The organism is Natronorubrum halalkaliphilum, from assembly GCF_009834785.1.
Classification (GTDB): Archaea; Halobacteriota; Halobacteria; order Halobacteriales; family Natrialbaceae; genus Natronorubrum; species Natronorubrum halalkaliphilum.
Genome location: NZ_WUYX01000015.1, coordinates 1 through 16,333, shown reverse-complemented (window position 1 = coordinate 16,333; position 16,333 = coordinate 1). Strand labels below are relative to the sequence as shown.

The following is a 16,333-nucleotide window of genomic DNA, read 5'->3' as shown; positions in this document are numbered from 1 at the left end:
CGGGCGCGATGATTACCATGCTCCGGTTTTTTCGCCGATGGGAGAGTGAGCGGAGCCGATGGGATACCACGAATTCGTCGGCGAAGTACAGCACCGACTTGAGCTTTCGGGAATGGGTGAAGCGGTTCGGGCGACCCGCGCCGTACTACTGACGCTTGACGAACGGATTCAGGGGGCGAAGCCTCCAACCTGGCGAGGCCGCTCCCGATGGAGATCGATCGGTTCCTGCTCGAGGCGGAGTCGGGTCAGCAGTTCGGCTTCGACGAGTTCGTCTCCCGCGTGGTCGATCGAGCGGCGCTTTCGGACGGCGAAGACGGTCGACCGGAGGCCGTTTACTACGTCCAGGCCGTCTTCGCGCTCCTCGCGGAGGTCGTGCCCGGGAGCGAGTTCGACGAGATGCGAGAACACTTCCCGGAAGACGATGACTTCGACCAGTTCTTCGAACTCGTCGGAGTCGAAGCAGCGTTCGAAAAGGGAGCGAATCGAGGGACCTAACGACAGCGATCGGGAGAGGCTCTGAACCGTCGTCGTGGGTTTTGGAGACATCGCGTGAGCGGCGTGTGCCCCACCCTCGTTCACGCTCTCACCCGAACTCGAGCGCCCGACGAATACCCGACTCGATACGATCAGCGTCGGGCACATAGTCGTCCTCGCGGGCGAACATCGGCACGGGAACGTCGTAGCCGGTCACCCGTTCGACGGGTGCCTCGAGGTAGAGGAACGCCTCTTCGTTGATTCGGGAAGTGATCTCGCCGGCCATTCCGGCCGTCTTTGGTGCCTCGTGGACGACGACGCAGCGGCCGGTCTTCTTCACGGAGTCGACGATGGTCTCGGTGTCCAGCGGGTAGAGCGTGCGGGGGTCGATCACCTCGACGTTCGCGTCGACGTCCTCGATCGCGTCGAGCGTCTCGCGCAGCATCGATCCCCACGCGACGACCGTGACATCGTCACCGGATTCGGCCACGCGAGCCTCGCCGAGGGGAATCTCGTGGTCGTCGGGCACCTCCTCGCGGAACGAACGGTACAGCCGCGTCGGTTCCATGAAGACGACCGGGTCCGGATCGCGGATGGCCGACGTGAGCAGACCCTTTGTCTCGGCGGGTGAGGCGGGGAAGACGACCTGTAGCCCGGGAATGTGTGAGAATCCAGCTTCGAAGCTCTCGGAGTGGAGTTCCAGCGCGTGGATGCCGCCGCCGTAGGGCATCCGAATCGTCATGGGGCAGGTGACCGTCCCTCGAGTCCGGCTTCGCATCCGTGCGACGTGCTGGGCGAGCTGGTGAAACCCCTGGTAGAGGAAGCTCTGAAACTGGATCTCGGCGACGGGGCGCATGCCGGTTGCCGCGAGTCCGACGCCCGTTCCCACGATCCCGGCTTCCGCGACCGGCGTGTTGAACACCCTGTCGGGATGGTCGTCGACAAGACCCTGGGTCGCCCGGAACACGCCGCCGGCCTCGCCGACGTCTTCGCCGTAGACGACGACGCTGTCGTCGCGCTCGAGTTCGTCGCGTAGCGTCTCGCGAACGGCCCCGACCATCCGGAGGCGCTCACTCATTTCCCACCACCTCCGTCGCCCTCGAAGGCCTCGTACTGGCGCTCGAGTTCGGACGGCATCTCGGCGTAGACGTGCCTGAACATGTCCGCCGGGTCGAGCGCCTCGCGGTCCGCTCTCGCCCGCTCGATCGCCTCGGCGAGTTCGGACTCGATCCGGTCGTCGATCGCGTCTTCGGTCTCGTCGTCGAGGATTCCGCGGTCCTCGAGGTAGACCTGAAACCGGAGGATCGGATCGCGGGCCTCCCACTCGGCTTCTTCGTCACCCTCGCGATAGGCGGAGGGGTCGTCGGAGGTCGTGTGCATCGAGCGCCGGTAGGTAAGCGCCTCGATCAGGACCGGCTCGCCGTTCCGGGCCTTTTCCATGGCTTCCCTCGCGACGCGGTAGACGCCAAGAACGTCGTTGCCGTCGACCTGAATTCCGTCGATCCCCGCGGCGATGGCTTTCTGGGCGAGCGTCTCCGCTTCGGTCTGGTTCTCGATTCCCGTCGAGATGGCATACCGGTTATTCTGACAGACGAAGACCGTCTGGGCGTCGTAGACGCCCGCGAAGTTCATCGCCTCGTAGACGTCTCCCTGGCTGGTCGCCCCGTCGCCGAAGTAGGTGACCGCGACGTTCGGACGATCCTGCAGCGCCTCCCCCCAGCCCACGCCGGTGGCGTGTAGCGGCTGGCTGCCTACGGGGATCGCCGGTGGCAATCCGCCCTCTCCGTCCGGGATTTCGGCCCCTTCCTCCATCCCCAGCGCGTACTCGAGGATGCTGTGGAGCTCGGTTCCGCGTGTCAAAAGGGCGGGCTGTTCGCGGAACGAGGGGACGAGCCAGTCGTCCTCGGCCATCGCAAACGCGCTGCCGACCTGTGCAGCCTCCTGGCCGATCGCGGGCGCGTACGTCCCGAGTTCGCCGCGGCGCTGGAGCGCAATGGCGCGTTCGTCGAGCCTGCGCGAGCGTTTCATCTGTTCGTACAACTCGAGTAACTCGTCGTCGTCGAGGTCGGGAACCAGTTCCTCGTCGACCGTTTCGTCCTCGGCGAGCACCTGTACGGATCGGATCGTAAACTGGGCGACATTCTCGTCGGGCATAGTACTACGACGGACTCCAGGGTGTTAATGCGCGGCCCCGTGTACGACGGCATGGACGCCAGACGCGGGCGATAGTTCGGATCGGTTGTACGGCGCGCTCGTCCCGACATCGGTATTCGGCGTCGTTCCGCTCGCCGACCGTTCGCGACCGGTTCCAGACGATCCGAGCGGCCTTCTCGATGTGATATCGACGGAGAGGTCCTGCAGACGGGAGTGCGGCGTTTCGAATTTCGACCGGCGGAGCAACCCGAGGCGGTTCACTCGGCGATCAGTAGCTCCTGGTGTCGTTCCATCTCGTCTACGCGTTCCGAAAGCGTGACGATATCCGCTTCTTGATCGTACCGAACGAAATCCGCCTCCTCCAACATCGGAACGTGCGTATGGTAGAGAGACAGATAGACGCGCTGTACCGTTTTGGCCGAAATTTCGGTAATTGGAGACTTGTGTTCGCGAATCGCGACTTCGTCAGCCAGGTCGGCGAGCGTCATCGATTCCCCGTACATCCGCGCCCCCGACAGTCTGGCTCGAGTCGGCGTGATCGGCGTCGAGACAACTCCCGAGGGCCTCGACCCGCTGTTCCCGGAGCCTGCGTGTTCGGGGCTTGCGACTATGCAACTGTCCGATGCCGGAAGATGTATGGAAACCAGCGTCGACCGAATCGACGGACTCGAGGAGCTGTTCCACCACAAGCTCGCTCAGTTGTACTACACGGAGCACGAACTCGTCGAGGCCTTAGACGAGATGGCGATCAACACGACCAACGACCGGATGGCCGAGGGCTTCGCCGACCACCGCGACGAGACGCGGACGCAGGTCCAGCGACTCGAGGACGTCTTCGCGGCCCTCGACCGGCCCGCCGAGCGCCGCGAGGATCCCGTCCTCGACGCGCTCGAGGCGGAACGGGCCACGCTCGAGGACGCTATCGAGGACGACGACGTTCTGGACATGGCCTACCTGAACGCGGGGATGATGACCGAACGCATCGAGATGACGGCCTACGAGGGGCTGACGACGATGGCGAACCACCTCGAGTACACGGACGAGATTCGGAAACCCCTCGAGTCGAACTACGAAGAGGAACAGTCGGCCTACCGCGAGCTTTCGGCGATGGAGACAGCCGCCGATATGAAGTCGCTGTGGGATCGGCTCACGCCGTCGTAACTCGAGCGGGCCAGCACGCCCGTGCTCGAGGGTTCCACTGTTCAACCAAACGGTGGAGTTGTCGTACGCGCTCGTCGGGACTGACAGTCGATACTGAACCGATCCGGTACGATGTGCCAACCGCGAGACGAATCGACGGCCGCCATTGCTTCGTCACCGACGCTGCGTTCGGTTCGCTTCGATCCGCAGGCGTAGCCGTACCCTGCAAGAGAAGCCAGTATCGTTACTGAGCATCCCGACGACGTTTCGATAGTGAACGAGTTCGGCGAGAACGCATATCGGGAGGTACCCATCTCAGATAGCCTACACGCAACTGCAGTCCGCTTCACGGGCGATATCGATCCGGTCTCCGACGCGACGATTCCAACTACTCATGCCAATTAGCACGACTACCGATTTCGACGGCGGCGGCGGTGCGGTCAAGTGCCAACCGGCGGACACCCACGTCGAAATCGAGATGGTAGACGCAAAGGACTACGACTACCTCGGCTACTTTCACTTCAAACTCGAGGGTGCCGCCGGCGAAACGGTCTCGTTCGAGATCACGAATCGGGAAGAAACGGGCGACCGAATGTCGGAGGAGTATCAGCTCGTTTACAGCGAAACTCCTGGTCCAGGCGAGTGGTCGCAGTTCGACGACGCGGTCGAAGGCGGTTTCGAACGCGAGTTCGACGACGATACGGTCTCCATCGCAAGTTGGCCTGCCTACCCCTACGAGAGCACAGTCGAGCGGGTAGACCAACTGGCCGCGGAGTATCCCGCTCTCGTCGAAACCGACGTGATCGGCGAGAGTTACGAAGGTCGAGAGATGCACTCGATCCGGATCACTGATCCGGCAGTCGCCAACGCGGAGAAAACGGATATCGTGTGTACGACTCGACAACATCCCGGGGAAACCCACGGTTCCTACCAGATGGACGCGATTATCGATCGGGCAATCAACCGTCTCAACGGTTCGTCGGGCGGGTTCGTCGACGACTACGTCTTCCACTTTCTGCCGAATCTCAATCCGGACGGGATGTATCACGGCTACCACTACGACGACGCGCGAGGCAACAACCACAATCGGGAGTGGGATACGCCCGGTCCCGTCGAAATCGACAACGCTCGGAACTACCTCTTAGACGAGGTTTCGGACCTCCATTGGGCGTTCGACCTCCACGCGTCCACCGATGGAACTCACGACGCAGTGCGTCACTGGGAGTCGAACATGTCCGACGCGCACCTCGGCATGATCGACGACATCGAGGCTGCATCGCTTTCGTTATCGGGAACCTCCGTTGAGGACGATCCGGAACTCGCCCGCGGCTGGCTTCACAGCGAACTCCCCGGCGACGGGAGCGGAGTCACGACTGAAGCGTGGACGTACTACGGATACCGTCCGGCCGAGCTGGAACGGGAAGGTTCGGATTTCCTCGCTGCTGTGACGACCCCCCTCGAGGAGGCCTGAGACCGAACTCGTTCGACACTTCGCCGGCGTTCGCCCCGCCCTATCGGCGACCTGTCGGTAGAACTCGAACGGTTCCACTGCGTGATCGAAACGACGGACTCGACGGTCGTGAGCGGTCTCCCTGCACTGTACGCGCCGGTATCGGCACTCGGATCGAACCGGAACTGGCCCCAGAGGATCGGTCGTACCGAGTACGTTCCCGAAACCGTTCCTCCCGACTCACGGCACCATGCATGAGTATGCCAGCCACACATCTTATATCGCTGGGCGTTCCAGTCACTGGTACCGTTGGGCGATAGCAAGTCCGACGATTGGGAGGAGGCGTATCGTGGTCAAACACGATAGACGGATCACGCACCCTCGCGACGTATTGCAACGGGCGTCCACCGACGATCAGGACCCGTTTCGCGTGATCCGCTTTTCCAGTCGAATCGAACGCATCGCCGGTCACGATCAATCCGGAGGTATCGTCACGCCGATCGAAAACAGCCAGTAGGCGGACACCCCCTCAGTCCGCCGTCTCGGTGCCGACGCGACGATCGAGGAAATCCGTTAGCAGTCGAAACAGCCGAAGCTTCTGTTCCTGGTCGGACGACGCGTGACCCTCTTCGCCCAGTTCGTGGTACTCGAACGCGCCGTCGGGGCCGGCCTCGAGGCCGCGCTCCTCGAGCGCCTCGCGGAAAATCCGCGCCTGCGAAACGGGGACGCGACGATCGTTGACGCCGTGGACGAGGTAGATCGGCGCGTCGAGGTTGTCCGCGTGAGTGACCGGGGAGCGCTCCTCGTAGAGGTCAGGGTTCTCGTCGGGCGTACCGAGGTACTTCTCCATGAGTTCGGTCCGGAAGTGGGGCATCGTGTTCTCGAACATGTCCTCGAGATCGGTCAGTCCGATCCAGGCGATGCCCGCCTCGTAGAGCTCCGGGTACTGCACCAGTTGCCAGTAGGCCGAGTAGCCGCCGTAGGAGCCGCCGAAGACGACCACGCGGTCCTCGTCGATCCAGTCGTGGCGCTCGAGGACGTGTTCGGCGGCCCCGGCGACGTCGCCCTGTTCGGCACCCGCCCAGTCGTCGATCAGCGCCTCGACGAACTCGCGGCCGCGACCGGACGAGCCCCGGTAGTTAACCTGTAGCACCGAGAATCCCTGGGATACCAGCACCTGCGTGTAGAGGTCGAAGGACTTCGTGTCACGGGCCCGCGGGCCGCCGTGAGGGTTCACGATCAGCGGCGACGGTCGCTCGCCGGAATCGTACAGGAGCGCGCCGATCTCGAGTTCCTCGTATGGGTCGTGATCGACGGCCTCTGCGGACGTCTCGGGAACGCCGTCGGAATCGAACGTGAAGTACTCCGCGTCCGCGAAGTCGTCGGCGTCGAACGGGCCGTACTCGGCCTCGAGCAACGGCTCGTACTCGTCGCTTTCAAGGTCGTACGCGAGCAGTTCCGGGCGACGGGTCGGCGTGGTGTGCTGGAGGATAATCCGATCGTCGCCGACGCTGACGCCGCCGGTGTGCATACGGCCGAACGACGAGACTCCTTCGGGTACGTCGAGTTCGCGTCCCTCGCCGGTCTCGAGATCGTAGACGACGGGGAGCTGGAGCGCGTCGCGAGATCTGGTCGCGAGGACGCGCTCGCCGTCGGGGAGGAACGCGACCGGACTCTCTTCGTGGTCGCCGTCGCCGTACCAGGTGACCTCGTCGTCTTCGACCGCGTAGACGCCGATACGGCCGAGATCTTCGGTGTTGTCTCCGACGAGCAGCCGTCGTCCCTCCGGCCCCCAGTCGGCGGGCGTCGCTTCCGCGCCGACCTCGCCGATCTCGAGGTTTCGAGGCTCCGACCCGTCCGCGTTCGCGACGTAGACGTCCTTGTTATCGTAGTCGTCGGTCTCGTTGGTCGAGTAGGCGATTCGGTCGCCGTCCGGCGAGAGGAGCGACCCCCAGACCGCCCGGTCGTAGTCGGTGATCTTGGTCGTCTCGTCGCTCGCGAGATCGTGGCGGTAAACGTTCATCTGCCCGTCTCGTGTCGATCCGACCAGGAGCGTGTCGCCGTCGTCGCCGACGTCGTGGACGACGACCTGGCCGTCCATTTCGACGACCGGTTCGACCGACCCGTCTCGGGAGAGTGCGTAGATGTCGTTCTGTTCGTCGCCGTTGTCGTCGAGGTGGAAGAAGACGCGCTCGCCGTCGGCGTCCCACGCGACGAACCAGCGGGCGTTCCGCGGCACCTCCCCGTCCGACCACCGGGAGAGTTCCCCGGAGTCGGTGTCGACGACGTGCAGTTCGTTGCGGCCGGTCACGTCGTAGTAGAGTGCGACTTCGTCGCCCGACGGCGCGGCCGTCGGATGTGCCATCGTCGGGAGACTCGCCAGTTCCTCGAGGACGCCGTCGTCTGAATCGTTCATAGCGACGCATCTCAGCGGACGAACTTAGTTTTTCGAGAACATGAAAACTGGGTAACTGATCCGCCGAGCCCGGCGCCGGATCGATCATCCCTGGATCGTCCGAAACGCCGTCGATCGCGTCGTGACGCGTGCCGATCTCTCATACGGGTTGCTGTACGATGTACCGTCGCGACCGCAGGACGGTCGCGGTCCCACAGACACCGACGGGCAGCGATCCGTCTCAGTAGGTATCTTTTTCTTTCCCGGCGAGTACCGACTCAGCAATGCAGTACGACGCGGTCCTGTTCGATTTCGATGGCGTCGTGGTCGAAACACCGTCGTCGCGGCGACTGTCCGACGCGCTCGAGCGAACGTACGCAAAATTCGGCCGGTCCGGGCCGACGGCGAAGACGCTCCGAGAGCTCATGTCCGGCGACTTCGAGTCGATCGCCGACCGCTGTCGACACCTCGAGATCGATGCCGATGTCTTCTGTACGCAGGCGACACGCGACCTGATTCGCACGCAACTCGGAGCGGTCGAGCGCGGGCTGCGCTCGGTCTACGACGACGTGGCCGCCGTCCGATCGCTCGAGCAGCCACTCGGAGTCGTCAGCGACAACCACCCGACCGTGGTCACGAAACTGCTCGACCGGGTTCGCCTCCGGTCGCTGTTCGAAACCGTCCACGGCTGTCCGCTGACTCCGGACGGGTTCGCCCGACGCAAGCCCGATCCGACGAATATCGAGAACGCGATGGATTCCCTCGAGGCCGAATCGGCGTTGTACGTGGGCGATCGGTCGGTCGACGTGCGGGCGGCCCACAACGCGGGTATCGATTCGGCGTTGCTCACGCGCTCGAGTGCGGACTGTAAAACCGACACCGACACCGGCACCGAAATCGAAACCGCAGACACCCGCGACGTCACGCCGACGTATCGACTTCATCGCTCACGCAACTGCCGGCGGTGCTCGAGTGAGTCCCCTCTCATACGGTTTACTGTAGTCAATTACCGCCGATCGCCGATCGCCGATCCCGCTCTGGTGACCGGCGGTAACTAGTTACAGCAATCCGTATCAGTGCTGGCGATCGTCGAAATGGTCCGCACACAGAACATGATACACGTGATCGTCGGGGACGACGTCCCCGGCAGGCGTCTCCTTCAGGAGGGTAATCCCGTACTCGGCGTCGTTGTCGCAGTCGATGCACGAGCCGCGTTCCTGCTGGTTGCCCGCGCCGTGGTATTTGGTTCCCTCCGTTCGGATTTCGGCGCAGTCGCGGCAGAGCCGCCACCGAGCGTCGATATCGGTGAGTTCGAAGAGGTGATGCGCCATCTCGTGTTGGGTGAACGGAACCGCGTCGTTGCAGAACCGACAGTTCATAGACGCCACTGCATCGAGCAGCGGCCTAACGGTTTGCCACAAACTGTCATGGCCGTCGGACCGGCGCGCCTCTCGAGACACCGTCCAGTTCGACCGGACCGATCCTCACCTTTCGCTCCGGAATGAGCCGCGACGGCCGCAGATTCCGGCCGCTGCTTTTTGTCCGCCAGCGTCCGAGACCACGCTATGAACGACGACGACTGGGCCGACCTCCGATCCCAGTGTGCCGACATCGAACCCGGAGCCGAACTGGTGACGCCGCTGTCCGAGCGGCCGTTCAGAATCGAGACGACCGCGGCGGACCGACTCGTCGTCCGCTTTGCGGACAGCGCCGAGGAACGGCCACTCTGGCGCGAGCAGTTCGGCGTCTTCGACGAGCAACTCGAGGGCCAGGCGATGTCGATCGACGACCTCCAGCCGGGCGTCGAGCCGTACGCGACGGTGCTCACGCTCTCCGACGCGTACACCGTCGAGGACGACACGATCGTCAAATCCCCCGCGGACGCGGCCGGCGGCGAGAGCCCGTTTCTCGTCTCGGCGGCCGAGGCCCGGACCCCGCCCGAGCGCGTCCGCGACGACGCGCTGTTGCTCGCCCACCAGATCGAACGCCTCGAGGCGGAGGGGCCGTTCAGCGTCGACTCGCTGGACACCGATCTTCTGACGGACTACTACGTCCTCGCCTCGGACGTCCAGCGCGGTGCCGACGGCGTGCGAAAGACGGCTCGAGACGAACTGCTCGAGCGGCTGGGCCCCGAACAGGAGCTTCACGGGCGCTTCGGGACGGTTCGACGGACCACCCGCGAACGCCGTCGGCCGGCGGACGACGAAACCGTTCTCGCCGCGCTCGACGATCACGGCATCCCTCGCGAGTGGGTTCTGGGGGTCGATCCGGACAAACTCGACGTCGTGCTCTCCGTGACCGATCTCTCGGAAGACGCGGTCTACGACACGATCGAAACCGTCTACGTCCAGAAGACCGGCGTCGACGAGGACGAAAAATACTCACGACTACAGGGGATCGCCGACCGCATCGACGACCTCGAGGACGCCGCGGGCGAAGCGCTTCGCGAGGACCTCGAGGACATCGAGGACCGACTCGAAGAGGCGCTGACGGCGGGGTAGGGGAGCCGTCGCGAACGGCTGTTCTATTCATCGACCGTTCATCAATGATCGAAAGAAATACCGGTTGGTATATTGAACTGCTTCTCGATGTGGTTCGATCCCGCTGTCGTCGAAGCCGTCCGCGACGCCGTCCCCTCCTGGCTGGGCGTCATCATGGTCGTCCTCTCGTACCTCGGGAGCGTCTACCTGATCGCACCGACGCTGATCGCCGCCTACTGGGCGAACCGCGACCTCGTCGCGCCGTGGCTCGGCGGCGTGATCGGCTGTTACGGACTGATGTCGCTCACCAAGTCGTATCACACGGCGAGCCGGCCGATCGTCGGCCCGCCCGTCGGTGCCGAAGATTTCCCCGGATGGTTCGTCCCCTGGTACGAACACGCCGCACACATCTCGACGACGAGCTTTCCCAGCGGCCACGCGATGGCGGCGACGATCATCATCGGCCTGATCGTCGTCGACCTGCCGGTAAGCACCCTCCGGCGACGCGCTGTCGCCGGTATCGCTGCCATCGGGTGGGTTGGCTTCACTCGAGTCGGACTCGCCGTTCACTTTCCGGGCGACGTCGCCGGCGGCATCGCCTACGGCCTCGCCTTTCTCACGCTGCTGTATCTGGCGAGAAGAACTGTTTCCCGGCGAACGACGGTCGACGAGGCGACGGCTGCGTTCGCGGTCGGCTTCGCCGTCGCGCTGATCGCCGTCGCCGCCGTCGGCAGCCGCAACGCACATATCGTCTTCGGCGGGAGCGTCGGCGGACTGCTCGCCTGGTATTACGCGCCGACGATCGCAGCCGCGATGCGAGCGTCAATTTGGGAGTATCTCGTTCCGCTCCTCGGCGTCGCCGTCGTCGTCGGTACGTGGGTCGTGACCGACCTGGGAATCGGCAACCGCGCGTTCATCGTCTGCTGGTCCGCGCTGTTTCTCGCGGCCATCGTTCTCGTCCCGTGGGTCGCACCGACGGACGAGTGCTGGACGACCGCGAAACGGCGCAGCCGACAGATCGCCGGCTAACCCCCTCGAGGCCGAGCGCCGTCGGGACCTCGATTCGCCGGTCAAAACCCGCGATCCGACACCCGTTTGTCACGGCCGGCCGTCGGAACGGACAGCAATGCGCACCGTTCGACGGGAACGCGGCTCCTGATGATCGTCGTCGGCTGTCTGGTTCTCCTGTGTTATCTGGGGCTTGCTCTCGTCGGCTATCTCGGGCTTTCGCACCTCTGGCGCTCCGCTCCGGATCCCGCGACGAGCCTGGGGATCGTCGTCGGAATCGGACTGCTCCCCGGTCTCCTGAGCTACCGGTCCGGAACGTCGGCCTATCTAGACCACATCGAGGGCGTCGAAGTGCCGCGCTCGAGAACGCCGATCGTGTACGCCCGACTCGACCGACTCGGTGGCGACGGAGCGGCGCGAACACGTCCCAGGACCGCAACCGAACGTCCGCGACAGCGGTTGCTGACCCGCAAATACTTTTGGCCGTACGCGCCGTACCTCGAATCATGTACGTGCGGGACGCGAAAAACAGGGAGGAGGTCTGGTTACTCGATCACCTCGAGGCGATGGGCCTCGACGAGACGGCGTTCCGCTCGCGCGATTACGTCGTCGCCATCGACGAACAGTCCGGCGAGAAAGCCGGGTTCGGTCGCATTCGCATCCACAAAACCGACGACGCTGGATCGGCTGACGCCGACTCCGATCGCGCCGGCGGGCGCGCAAGCGACGTCTGCGAACTGACCAGCATCGGCGTACTCGAGGGCTGGCGCGAACAGGGCGTCGGTGCCCACGTCGTCGAACGACTCGTCGAGTACGCCGGTGACGAAGGGTTCGAGACCGTTTACGTACTGACGAGCGAGGGGAGCTATCTCGCCCAGTTCGGCTTCCGCAGAATCGACGACTCACAGCTGCCGGAGGTTCTACGGGAACGCCTCGAGGACAAACGCGACGGGGTCGATCCGGACGCCGTCCCGCTCGAGATCGATATCGACCGCTTCCGGATGCCCGAACGGCTCCGAGAAGCGTTCAAGCGCGCCCCCGAGGGTCGCGACGAGGTGTCGGACGACGAATCCGCCGAGGACTTCGGGATCGACGCCGAGTCGGCGACGTACAAGTACGATACGGGTCGATAGCTGGCCGTTACTCGTTGGGGCCGCCCGGCTGGTGCGGCCGCCGATCGAACCCGTGACAGAACGCGACCCAGGCGACGACCGTGACGGCCAGAATCGGCGGCAGGATTGCAAAGGCCCAGAGCGGATCCAGCCCCCACCGAAGCAGCGTCGCGAGGTTCACCAGCCCGAGCGCGAGAAACGGGACGACGTACAGCGTCGCGCGGCGACGATCACGGCTCTCGTTGGTCGGCAACGACGGCTCCATATCGGCTCTCCCACGCCCCGAGTGAAAAACGGTCGTACCGGCTCGGGTGACAGTCGTATTTGCAAACCGGTTGCGTCCGTCAGCCGACACCGGACACCCGACCGATCGGCGGCGTTCGGGGTCGCTTCGTGGATCAACGGCCGCCGCTCGAGCGATTCTGGCCGCGTTCACCAACCTTCAAGCCCCGTCCCATCCACGGTACTCATAATGTTCGATTCCGAGGATCTCGACGAGATCCGTGCCGACCGGGAGGAGTGGCACGAGGCGGAGGTCGAACCGGTACTGGATCGGTTCGGCGAGCGGAAGGAGACGTTCACGACGGATACGGGGGGCCAGAAAGTCGACCGACTCTACACGCCCGAGGACGTCGCCGACCTCGATTATCAGGAGGATCTGGGGTATCCGGGCGAGCCGCCGTACACGCGCGGGGTCTACTCCACGGGGTATCGCGGTCGCCTGTGGACGATGCGCCAGTACGCCGGGTTCTCGACGCCGGAAGACACCAACGAACGCTATCACTACCTGCTCGATCAGGGCCAGACCGGGCTCTCGATGGCGTTCGATCTGCCGACGCAGATGGGACACGACTCCGACGCCAGTATGGCCGCCGGCGAGATCGGAAAGGCGGGCGTCGCGATCGACTCGTTAGACGACATGGAAACCGTCTTCGACGGCATCCCGTTGGACGAAGTTTCGACGTCGATGACGATCAACGCGCCCGCCTCGGTGTTGCTCGCGATGTACATCGCCGTCGGCGACCAGCAGGGCGTCGACCGCGAGGAACTTCGCGGGACGATCCAGAACGATATTCTCAAGGAGTACATCGCCCGCAACACCTACATCTACCCGCCCGAGCAGTCGATGCGGATCATCACGGACATCTTCGAATTTTGCGCCTCCGAGACGCCGAAGTTCAACACCATCTCGATCTCGGGCTACCACATCCGTGAGGCCGGCGCGACGGCCGCCCAGGAACTCGCCTTCACGCTCGGCGACGGCATCGAGTACGTCGAGACGGCGATCGAGGCCGGCCTCGACGTCGACGAGTTCGCGCCCCAACTGTCCTTTTTCTTCAACGGCCACAACAACATCTTCGAGGAAGTCGCCAAGTTCCGCGCCGCACGCCGGATGTGGCACGACATCATCGACGAACGCTTCGACGCGGACGATCCGAAATCGAAACAGCTCAAGTTCCACACCCAGACCGCGGGCTCGATGCTCACCGCCCAGCAGATCGAGAACAACGTCGTCCGCGTCGCCTACCAGGCGCTCGCGGCCGTCCTGGGCGGCACGCAGAGTCTCCACACCAACGGCAAGGACGAAGCCCTCGCCCTGCCGACCGAGGAGTCCGTTCGGACCGCCCTGCGGACCCAGCAAATTTTAGCTCACGAATCGGGAGCAGCCGACACCATCGACCCCCTCGCGGGCAGCTACTACGTCGAATCGCTGACCGACGAGGTCGAGGAAGAGGCCTACGAAATCCTCGAGGCGGTGGACGAGCGCGGCGGGATGCGCGAAGCGATCGAACAACAGTGGGTCCAGCGCCAGATCCAGGACACGGCTTTCGACCGCCAGAAGGAGATCGAAGACCAGGAACGCATCATCGTCGGCGTCAACGAGTTCGAGGTCGACGAGGACCCCGAGATGGACGTTGAGGAGGTCACCGCCGAAGACCAGCAGCGACAGATCGATAGCCTCGAGTCGACCCGCGAGAGCCGCGACGACGAGGCCGTCGACGCGAAACTCGAGGCCCTGCGTGAGGCCGCCCAGAGCGAGGAAAACCTCATGCCGTACATCATCGACGCCGTGAAGGCCTACGCGACGGTCGGCGAGATCTGTAACGTGCTTCGCGACGAGTTCGGCGAGTACCAGCCCGGCAGCGCGGTCTGAGCCGGACTTCCGACAGTAGCGGAGCGATACACTGCGGTCGCGTTTGACGCTGTCAGAGTGTCGATATCGAATCGGGGTCGGTTCCTGCAGCGGTGTTATCGCGCTCGAGAGTCGTCATGGTTCCTCGTCGAACTTCGAACCGGTCGGCCTGAGGTCGAGTCTGACTAACTGTCGATTTCACGAGGGAGCATGACCCAACCACTCAGACTGACGTAGCGTGTGTCCACGATAGTCGGTGTAGTAACACTGTACCAGACTCGGTGGACAGTCATCTCTACCGAGGATTCGGGAGTTGGGCCACCGAACTCCAGCCCGATACTGAAGTGTGTGTGGTGGTAACGATTACATCATGAACGGTTCGGCCGCAACCACTGTCGAGGCTGGCGATGTCGAGATTCCCGCCCTCGGCTTCGGCACCGCACGGATGACCGGCGCGGACTGCCGCCGCGCCGTCGAGACCGCACTGTCGGTCGGCTATCGCCACATCGATACCGCCCAGATGTACGACAACGAACGTGCCGTCGGCGAGGCCATCGCCGCAAGTGACGTCCCCCGCGAGGACGTCTTCGTCGTGACCAAAGTTCACCGCGAGAACGCCGCCCACGACGACGTCCTCGAATCCACTCGCGAGAGCCTCGAGCGACTCGGGTTGTCGACCGTCGACCTCCTGTTGCTCCACGCACCCAGCGATCGCGCGCCACTGGAGGAGACGCTCGGCGCGATGAACGAGCTCCAGGACGAGGGCGCAGTCGATCACATCGGCGTCAGCAATTTCTCCGTCGAGCAACTCGAGTCGGCTCGAGACCTGTCCGAGACGCCGATCGTCGCGAATCAGGTGAAGTACCATCCCTACCACCATCGGGACGAGTTGCTCGAGTACTGCGTCGAACACGACGTCTGTCTGACCGCCTACAGTCCGCTGGCGGAGGGTGCCGTGCCGGGCGACGACCGCCTCGCCGACGTCGGCGCGCCCCACGACAAATCGGCCGCCCAGGTCGCCCTGCGCTGGTTGCTCCAGCAGCCGAACGTGGCAGCGATTCCGAAGGCTGCGAGCCGCGAACACATCGAAGCAAACGCCGATATCTTCGATTTCGAACTCACGACCGAGGAGATGGCGGCAGTCGGCGATGTCGGCGACGGCGTCTGGGAGCGGTTAGCCGTCAAACTGGGGTTGCGGTGACGCAATTCTCCGTGTCGAACGACACTGCCGAAACAGGCGAATCCCGCTGAGGCGGTCATGTGCCGTAGACGCATGCAGGAAGGACGGTAAACGGACCACGCCGCTCGCGGTAAACGGGGGCTCTATCTCTCCGTCCAGGTCCAGAATTCCGATATCGTGGTATAGTCTTCGCCAAATCCGTGTTTCCATCGGTGAAGCGTGCCGTGACAGGTGTCACAGAGTGTTGCTCCGTTTTGCATCTCGTTATCACCGCCTGCGTCGACGGGGATAATATGATGAACCTGAAGTTTCGAGTCTGATTCGCAGTTAACACACTGGTGGTTGTCACGCCGATGGATGTTGGCTTTCTGGGACGCTGAAAACCGATTCATCCGCCGCCGTTCGACATCCGCTCGAAGAACCACCGTCCCGGTTTCTTTTTGCCAACGGAATTTGCCGGGATAACCGCTCGAACAGCCGACGACATCCGCTATCAGATCACCTCGAAGGTCGGACTCCAGCGTTTCTTTGAGCGATATTATTTGTGCCTTTTTCGTATCCTCCTCCGTGGACAGATGGGTCAGAAGTCCGCGTGCGTCCTCAACGAGGCGACGCCGGAGTCGATCTCGCTTTTGTTTGATTTCCGGCTTCGCATCGGCCAGTTCTGCTCGAATCTGGGTCCGCTGTGCTTGCACTTCGTCAAGACCGTCAGGCGAGGGAACATCGGCTCCATTGAATCGCCATACGGCGTCGGATTTCACTGTTGAACGGCACGCTTGATATTGTAAACGAGACACATCAGCACG

15 protein-coding genes and 2 pseudogenes are annotated in these 16,333 nt (G+C 63.6%); 10 read left to right on the top strand and 7 right to left on the bottom strand.

From position 1 onward, the window contains the following. The first annotated feature begins 58 nt into the window (after positions 1 to 58). A pseudogene (locus GS429_RS03410) lies at positions 59 to 495 on the top strand (DUF2267 domain-containing protein). An 88-nt stretch (positions 496 to 583) separates the two neighbouring features. On the opposite strand, the gene GS429_RS03405 reads toward GS429_RS03410, so the two are convergent. The 3 genes from GS429_RS03405 to GS429_RS03395 form a co-directional block, all read right to left on the bottom strand. After that, positions 584 to 1,552, bottom strand: coding sequence for an alpha-ketoacid dehydrogenase subunit beta (locus GS429_RS03405; protein WP_160062730.1), 969 nt, complete (start codon positions 1,550 to 1,552; stop codon positions 584 to 586). Beyond that, the gene (gene pdhA / locus GS429_RS03400) at positions 1,549 to 2,628 is read right to left on the bottom strand and encodes a pyruvate dehydrogenase (acetyl-transferring) E1 component subunit alpha (protein WP_160062728.1); all 1,080 of its coding nucleotides are present in this window, start codon (positions 2,626 to 2,628) and stop codon (positions 1,549 to 1,551) included. The genes GS429_RS03405 and pdhA overlap by 4 nt, the downstream gene beginning before the upstream one ends. A 257-nt stretch (positions 2,629 to 2,885) precedes the next feature. Beyond that, complete coding sequence (locus GS429_RS03395) at positions 2,886 to 3,116, bottom strand: DUF7344 domain-containing protein (RefSeq protein WP_160062726.1); 231 nt, start codon at positions 3,114 to 3,116, stop codon at positions 2,886 to 2,888. 148 nt (positions 3,117 to 3,264) lie between these two features. Between GS429_RS03395 and GS429_RS03390 the strand changes: the two genes are divergently transcribed. The 3 genes from GS429_RS03390 (at position 3,265) to GS429_RS03380 (ending at position 5,735) form a co-directional block, all read left to right on the top strand. Further along, a complete protein-coding gene (locus tag GS429_RS03390; RefSeq protein ID WP_160062724.1) occupies positions 3,265 to 3,789 on the top strand; it encodes a YciE/YciF ferroxidase family protein in 525 nt (174 codons plus the stop codon). Between the two features lie 373 nt (positions 3,790 to 4,162). Beyond that, a complete protein-coding gene (locus GS429_RS03385; RefSeq protein ID WP_160062722.1) occupies positions 4,163 to 5,239 on the top strand; it encodes a M14-type cytosolic carboxypeptidase in 1,077 nt (358 codons plus the stop codon). A gap of 328 nt (positions 5,240 to 5,567) precedes the next feature. Beyond that, a complete protein-coding gene (locus GS429_RS03380; protein ID WP_160062720.1) occupies positions 5,568 to 5,735 on the top strand; it encodes a hypothetical protein in 168 nt (55 codons plus the stop codon). A gap of 12 nt (positions 5,736 to 5,747) precedes the next feature. On the opposite strand, the gene GS429_RS03375 is transcribed toward GS429_RS03380, so the two are convergent. Further along, positions 5,748 to 7,634 carry a S9 family peptidase gene (locus GS429_RS03375; RefSeq protein ID WP_160062718.1) on the bottom strand — a complete coding sequence of 629 codons (1,887 nt, stop codon included), beginning with the start codon at positions 7,632 to 7,634 and terminating at the stop codon, positions 5,748 to 5,750. A 263-nt stretch (positions 7,635 to 7,897) separates the two neighbouring features. Between GS429_RS03375 and GS429_RS03370 the strand changes: the two are divergent. After that, positions 7,898 to 8,589 (top strand): annotated as a pseudogene (locus tag GS429_RS03370) (HAD family hydrolase). Positions 8,590 to 8,686: 97 nt separating this feature from the next. Here the strand turns inward: GS429_RS03370 and GS429_RS03365 are convergent. Beyond that, positions 8,687 to 8,992: a hypothetical protein gene (locus GS429_RS03365; RefSeq protein ID WP_160062716.1), complete on the bottom strand. Its 306-nt coding sequence runs from the start codon at positions 8,990 to 8,992 to the stop codon at positions 8,687 to 8,689. Positions 8,993 to 9,178: 186 nt separating this feature from the next. On the opposite strand from GS429_RS03365, the gene GS429_RS03360 reads away from it, so the two are divergent. The 3 genes from GS429_RS03360 to GS429_RS03350 all read left to right on the top strand — a co-directional run bounded on the left by GS429_RS03360 (position 9,179) and on the right by GS429_RS03350 (position 12,234). Further along, entirely contained in the window at positions 9,179 to 10,114 is a 936-nt protein-coding gene (locus tag GS429_RS03360) for a DUF7983 family protein (RefSeq protein ID WP_160062714.1), read from the top strand. An 87-nt stretch (positions 10,115 to 10,201) separates the two neighbouring features. Continuing rightward, positions 10,202 to 11,122 (top strand): phosphatase PAP2 family protein, encoded by a 921-nt coding sequence (locus tag GS429_RS03355; protein WP_160062712.1) that lies wholly within the window; start codon positions 10,202 to 10,204, stop codon positions 11,120 to 11,122. 485 nt (positions 11,123 to 11,607) lie between these two features. Beyond that, entirely contained in the window at positions 11,608 to 12,234 is a 627-nt protein-coding gene (locus tag GS429_RS03350) for a GNAT family N-acetyltransferase (RefSeq protein WP_160062710.1), read from the top strand. A 7-nt stretch (positions 12,235 to 12,241) separates the two neighbouring features. Here the strand turns inward: GS429_RS03350 and GS429_RS03345 are convergent, their stop codons facing one another. Then, positions 12,242 to 12,478: a DUF8142 family protein gene (locus GS429_RS03345; protein ID WP_160062708.1), complete on the bottom strand. Its 237-nt coding sequence runs from the start codon at positions 12,476 to 12,478 to the stop codon at positions 12,242 to 12,244. A gap of 207 nt (positions 12,479 to 12,685) precedes the next feature. Here GS429_RS03345 and GS429_RS03340 point away from each other — a divergent pair, with 207 nt between their 5' ends. Next, entirely contained in the window at positions 12,686 to 14,368 is a 1,683-nt protein-coding gene (locus GS429_RS03340) for an acyl-CoA mutase large subunit family protein (protein ID WP_160062706.1), read from the top strand. 349 nt (positions 14,369 to 14,717) lie between these two features. Further along, positions 14,718 to 15,548, top strand: coding sequence for an aldo/keto reductase (locus GS429_RS03335; protein ID WP_160062704.1), 831 nt, complete (start codon positions 14,718 to 14,720; stop codon positions 15,546 to 15,548). 122 nt (positions 15,549 to 15,670) lie between these two features. On the opposite strand, the gene GS429_RS03330 is transcribed toward GS429_RS03335, so the two are convergent. Further along, positions 15,671 to 16,333: HNH endonuclease (locus tag GS429_RS03330; RefSeq protein WP_207709076.1), on the bottom strand; the 663-nt coding region annotated here is incomplete at its 5' end.

Excerpts from the sequence above, each read along its gene's own strand:
- GS429_RS03405 (WP_160062730.1), bottom strand. The coding sequence starts at position 1,552 with ATGAGTGAGCGCCTCCGGATGGTCGGGGCCGTTCGCGAGACGCTACGC.
- pdhA (WP_160062728.1), bottom strand. The coding sequence starts at position 2,628 with ATGCCCGACGAGAATGTCGCCCAGTTTACGATCCGATCCGTACAGGTG.
- GS429_RS03395 (WP_160062726.1), bottom strand. The coding sequence starts at position 3,116 with ATGACGCTCGCCGACCTGGCTGACGAAGTCGCGATTCGCGAACACAAG.
- GS429_RS03390 (WP_160062724.1), top strand. The coding sequence starts at position 3,265 with ATGGAAACCAGCGTCGACCGAATCGACGGACTCGAGGAGCTGTTCCAC.
- GS429_RS03385 (WP_160062722.1), top strand. The coding sequence starts at position 4,163 with ATGCCAATTAGCACGACTACCGATTTCGACGGCGGCGGCGGTGCGGTC.
- GS429_RS03375 (WP_160062718.1), bottom strand. The coding sequence starts at position 7,634 with ATGAACGATTCAGACGACGGCGTCCTCGAGGAACTGGCGAGTCTCCCG.
- GS429_RS03365 (WP_160062716.1), bottom strand. The coding sequence starts at position 8,992 with ATGAACTGTCGGTTCTGCAACGACGCGGTTCCGTTCACCCAACACGAG.
- GS429_RS03360 (WP_160062714.1), top strand. The coding sequence starts at position 9,179 with ATGAACGACGACGACTGGGCCGACCTCCGATCCCAGTGTGCCGACATC.
- GS429_RS03355 (WP_160062712.1), top strand. The coding sequence starts at position 10,202 with ATGTGGTTCGATCCCGCTGTCGTCGAAGCCGTCCGCGACGCCGTCCCC.
- GS429_RS03350 (WP_160062710.1), top strand. The coding sequence starts at position 11,608 with ATGTACGTGCGGGACGCGAAAAACAGGGAGGAGGTCTGGTTACTCGAT.
- GS429_RS03345 (WP_160062708.1), bottom strand. The coding sequence starts at position 12,478 with ATGGAGCCGTCGTTGCCGACCAACGAGAGCCGTGATCGTCGCCGCGCG.
- GS429_RS03340 (WP_160062706.1), top strand. The coding sequence starts at position 12,686 with ATGTTCGATTCCGAGGATCTCGACGAGATCCGTGCCGACCGGGAGGAG.
- GS429_RS03335 (WP_160062704.1), top strand. The coding sequence starts at position 14,718 with ATGAACGGTTCGGCCGCAACCACTGTCGAGGCTGGCGATGTCGAGATT.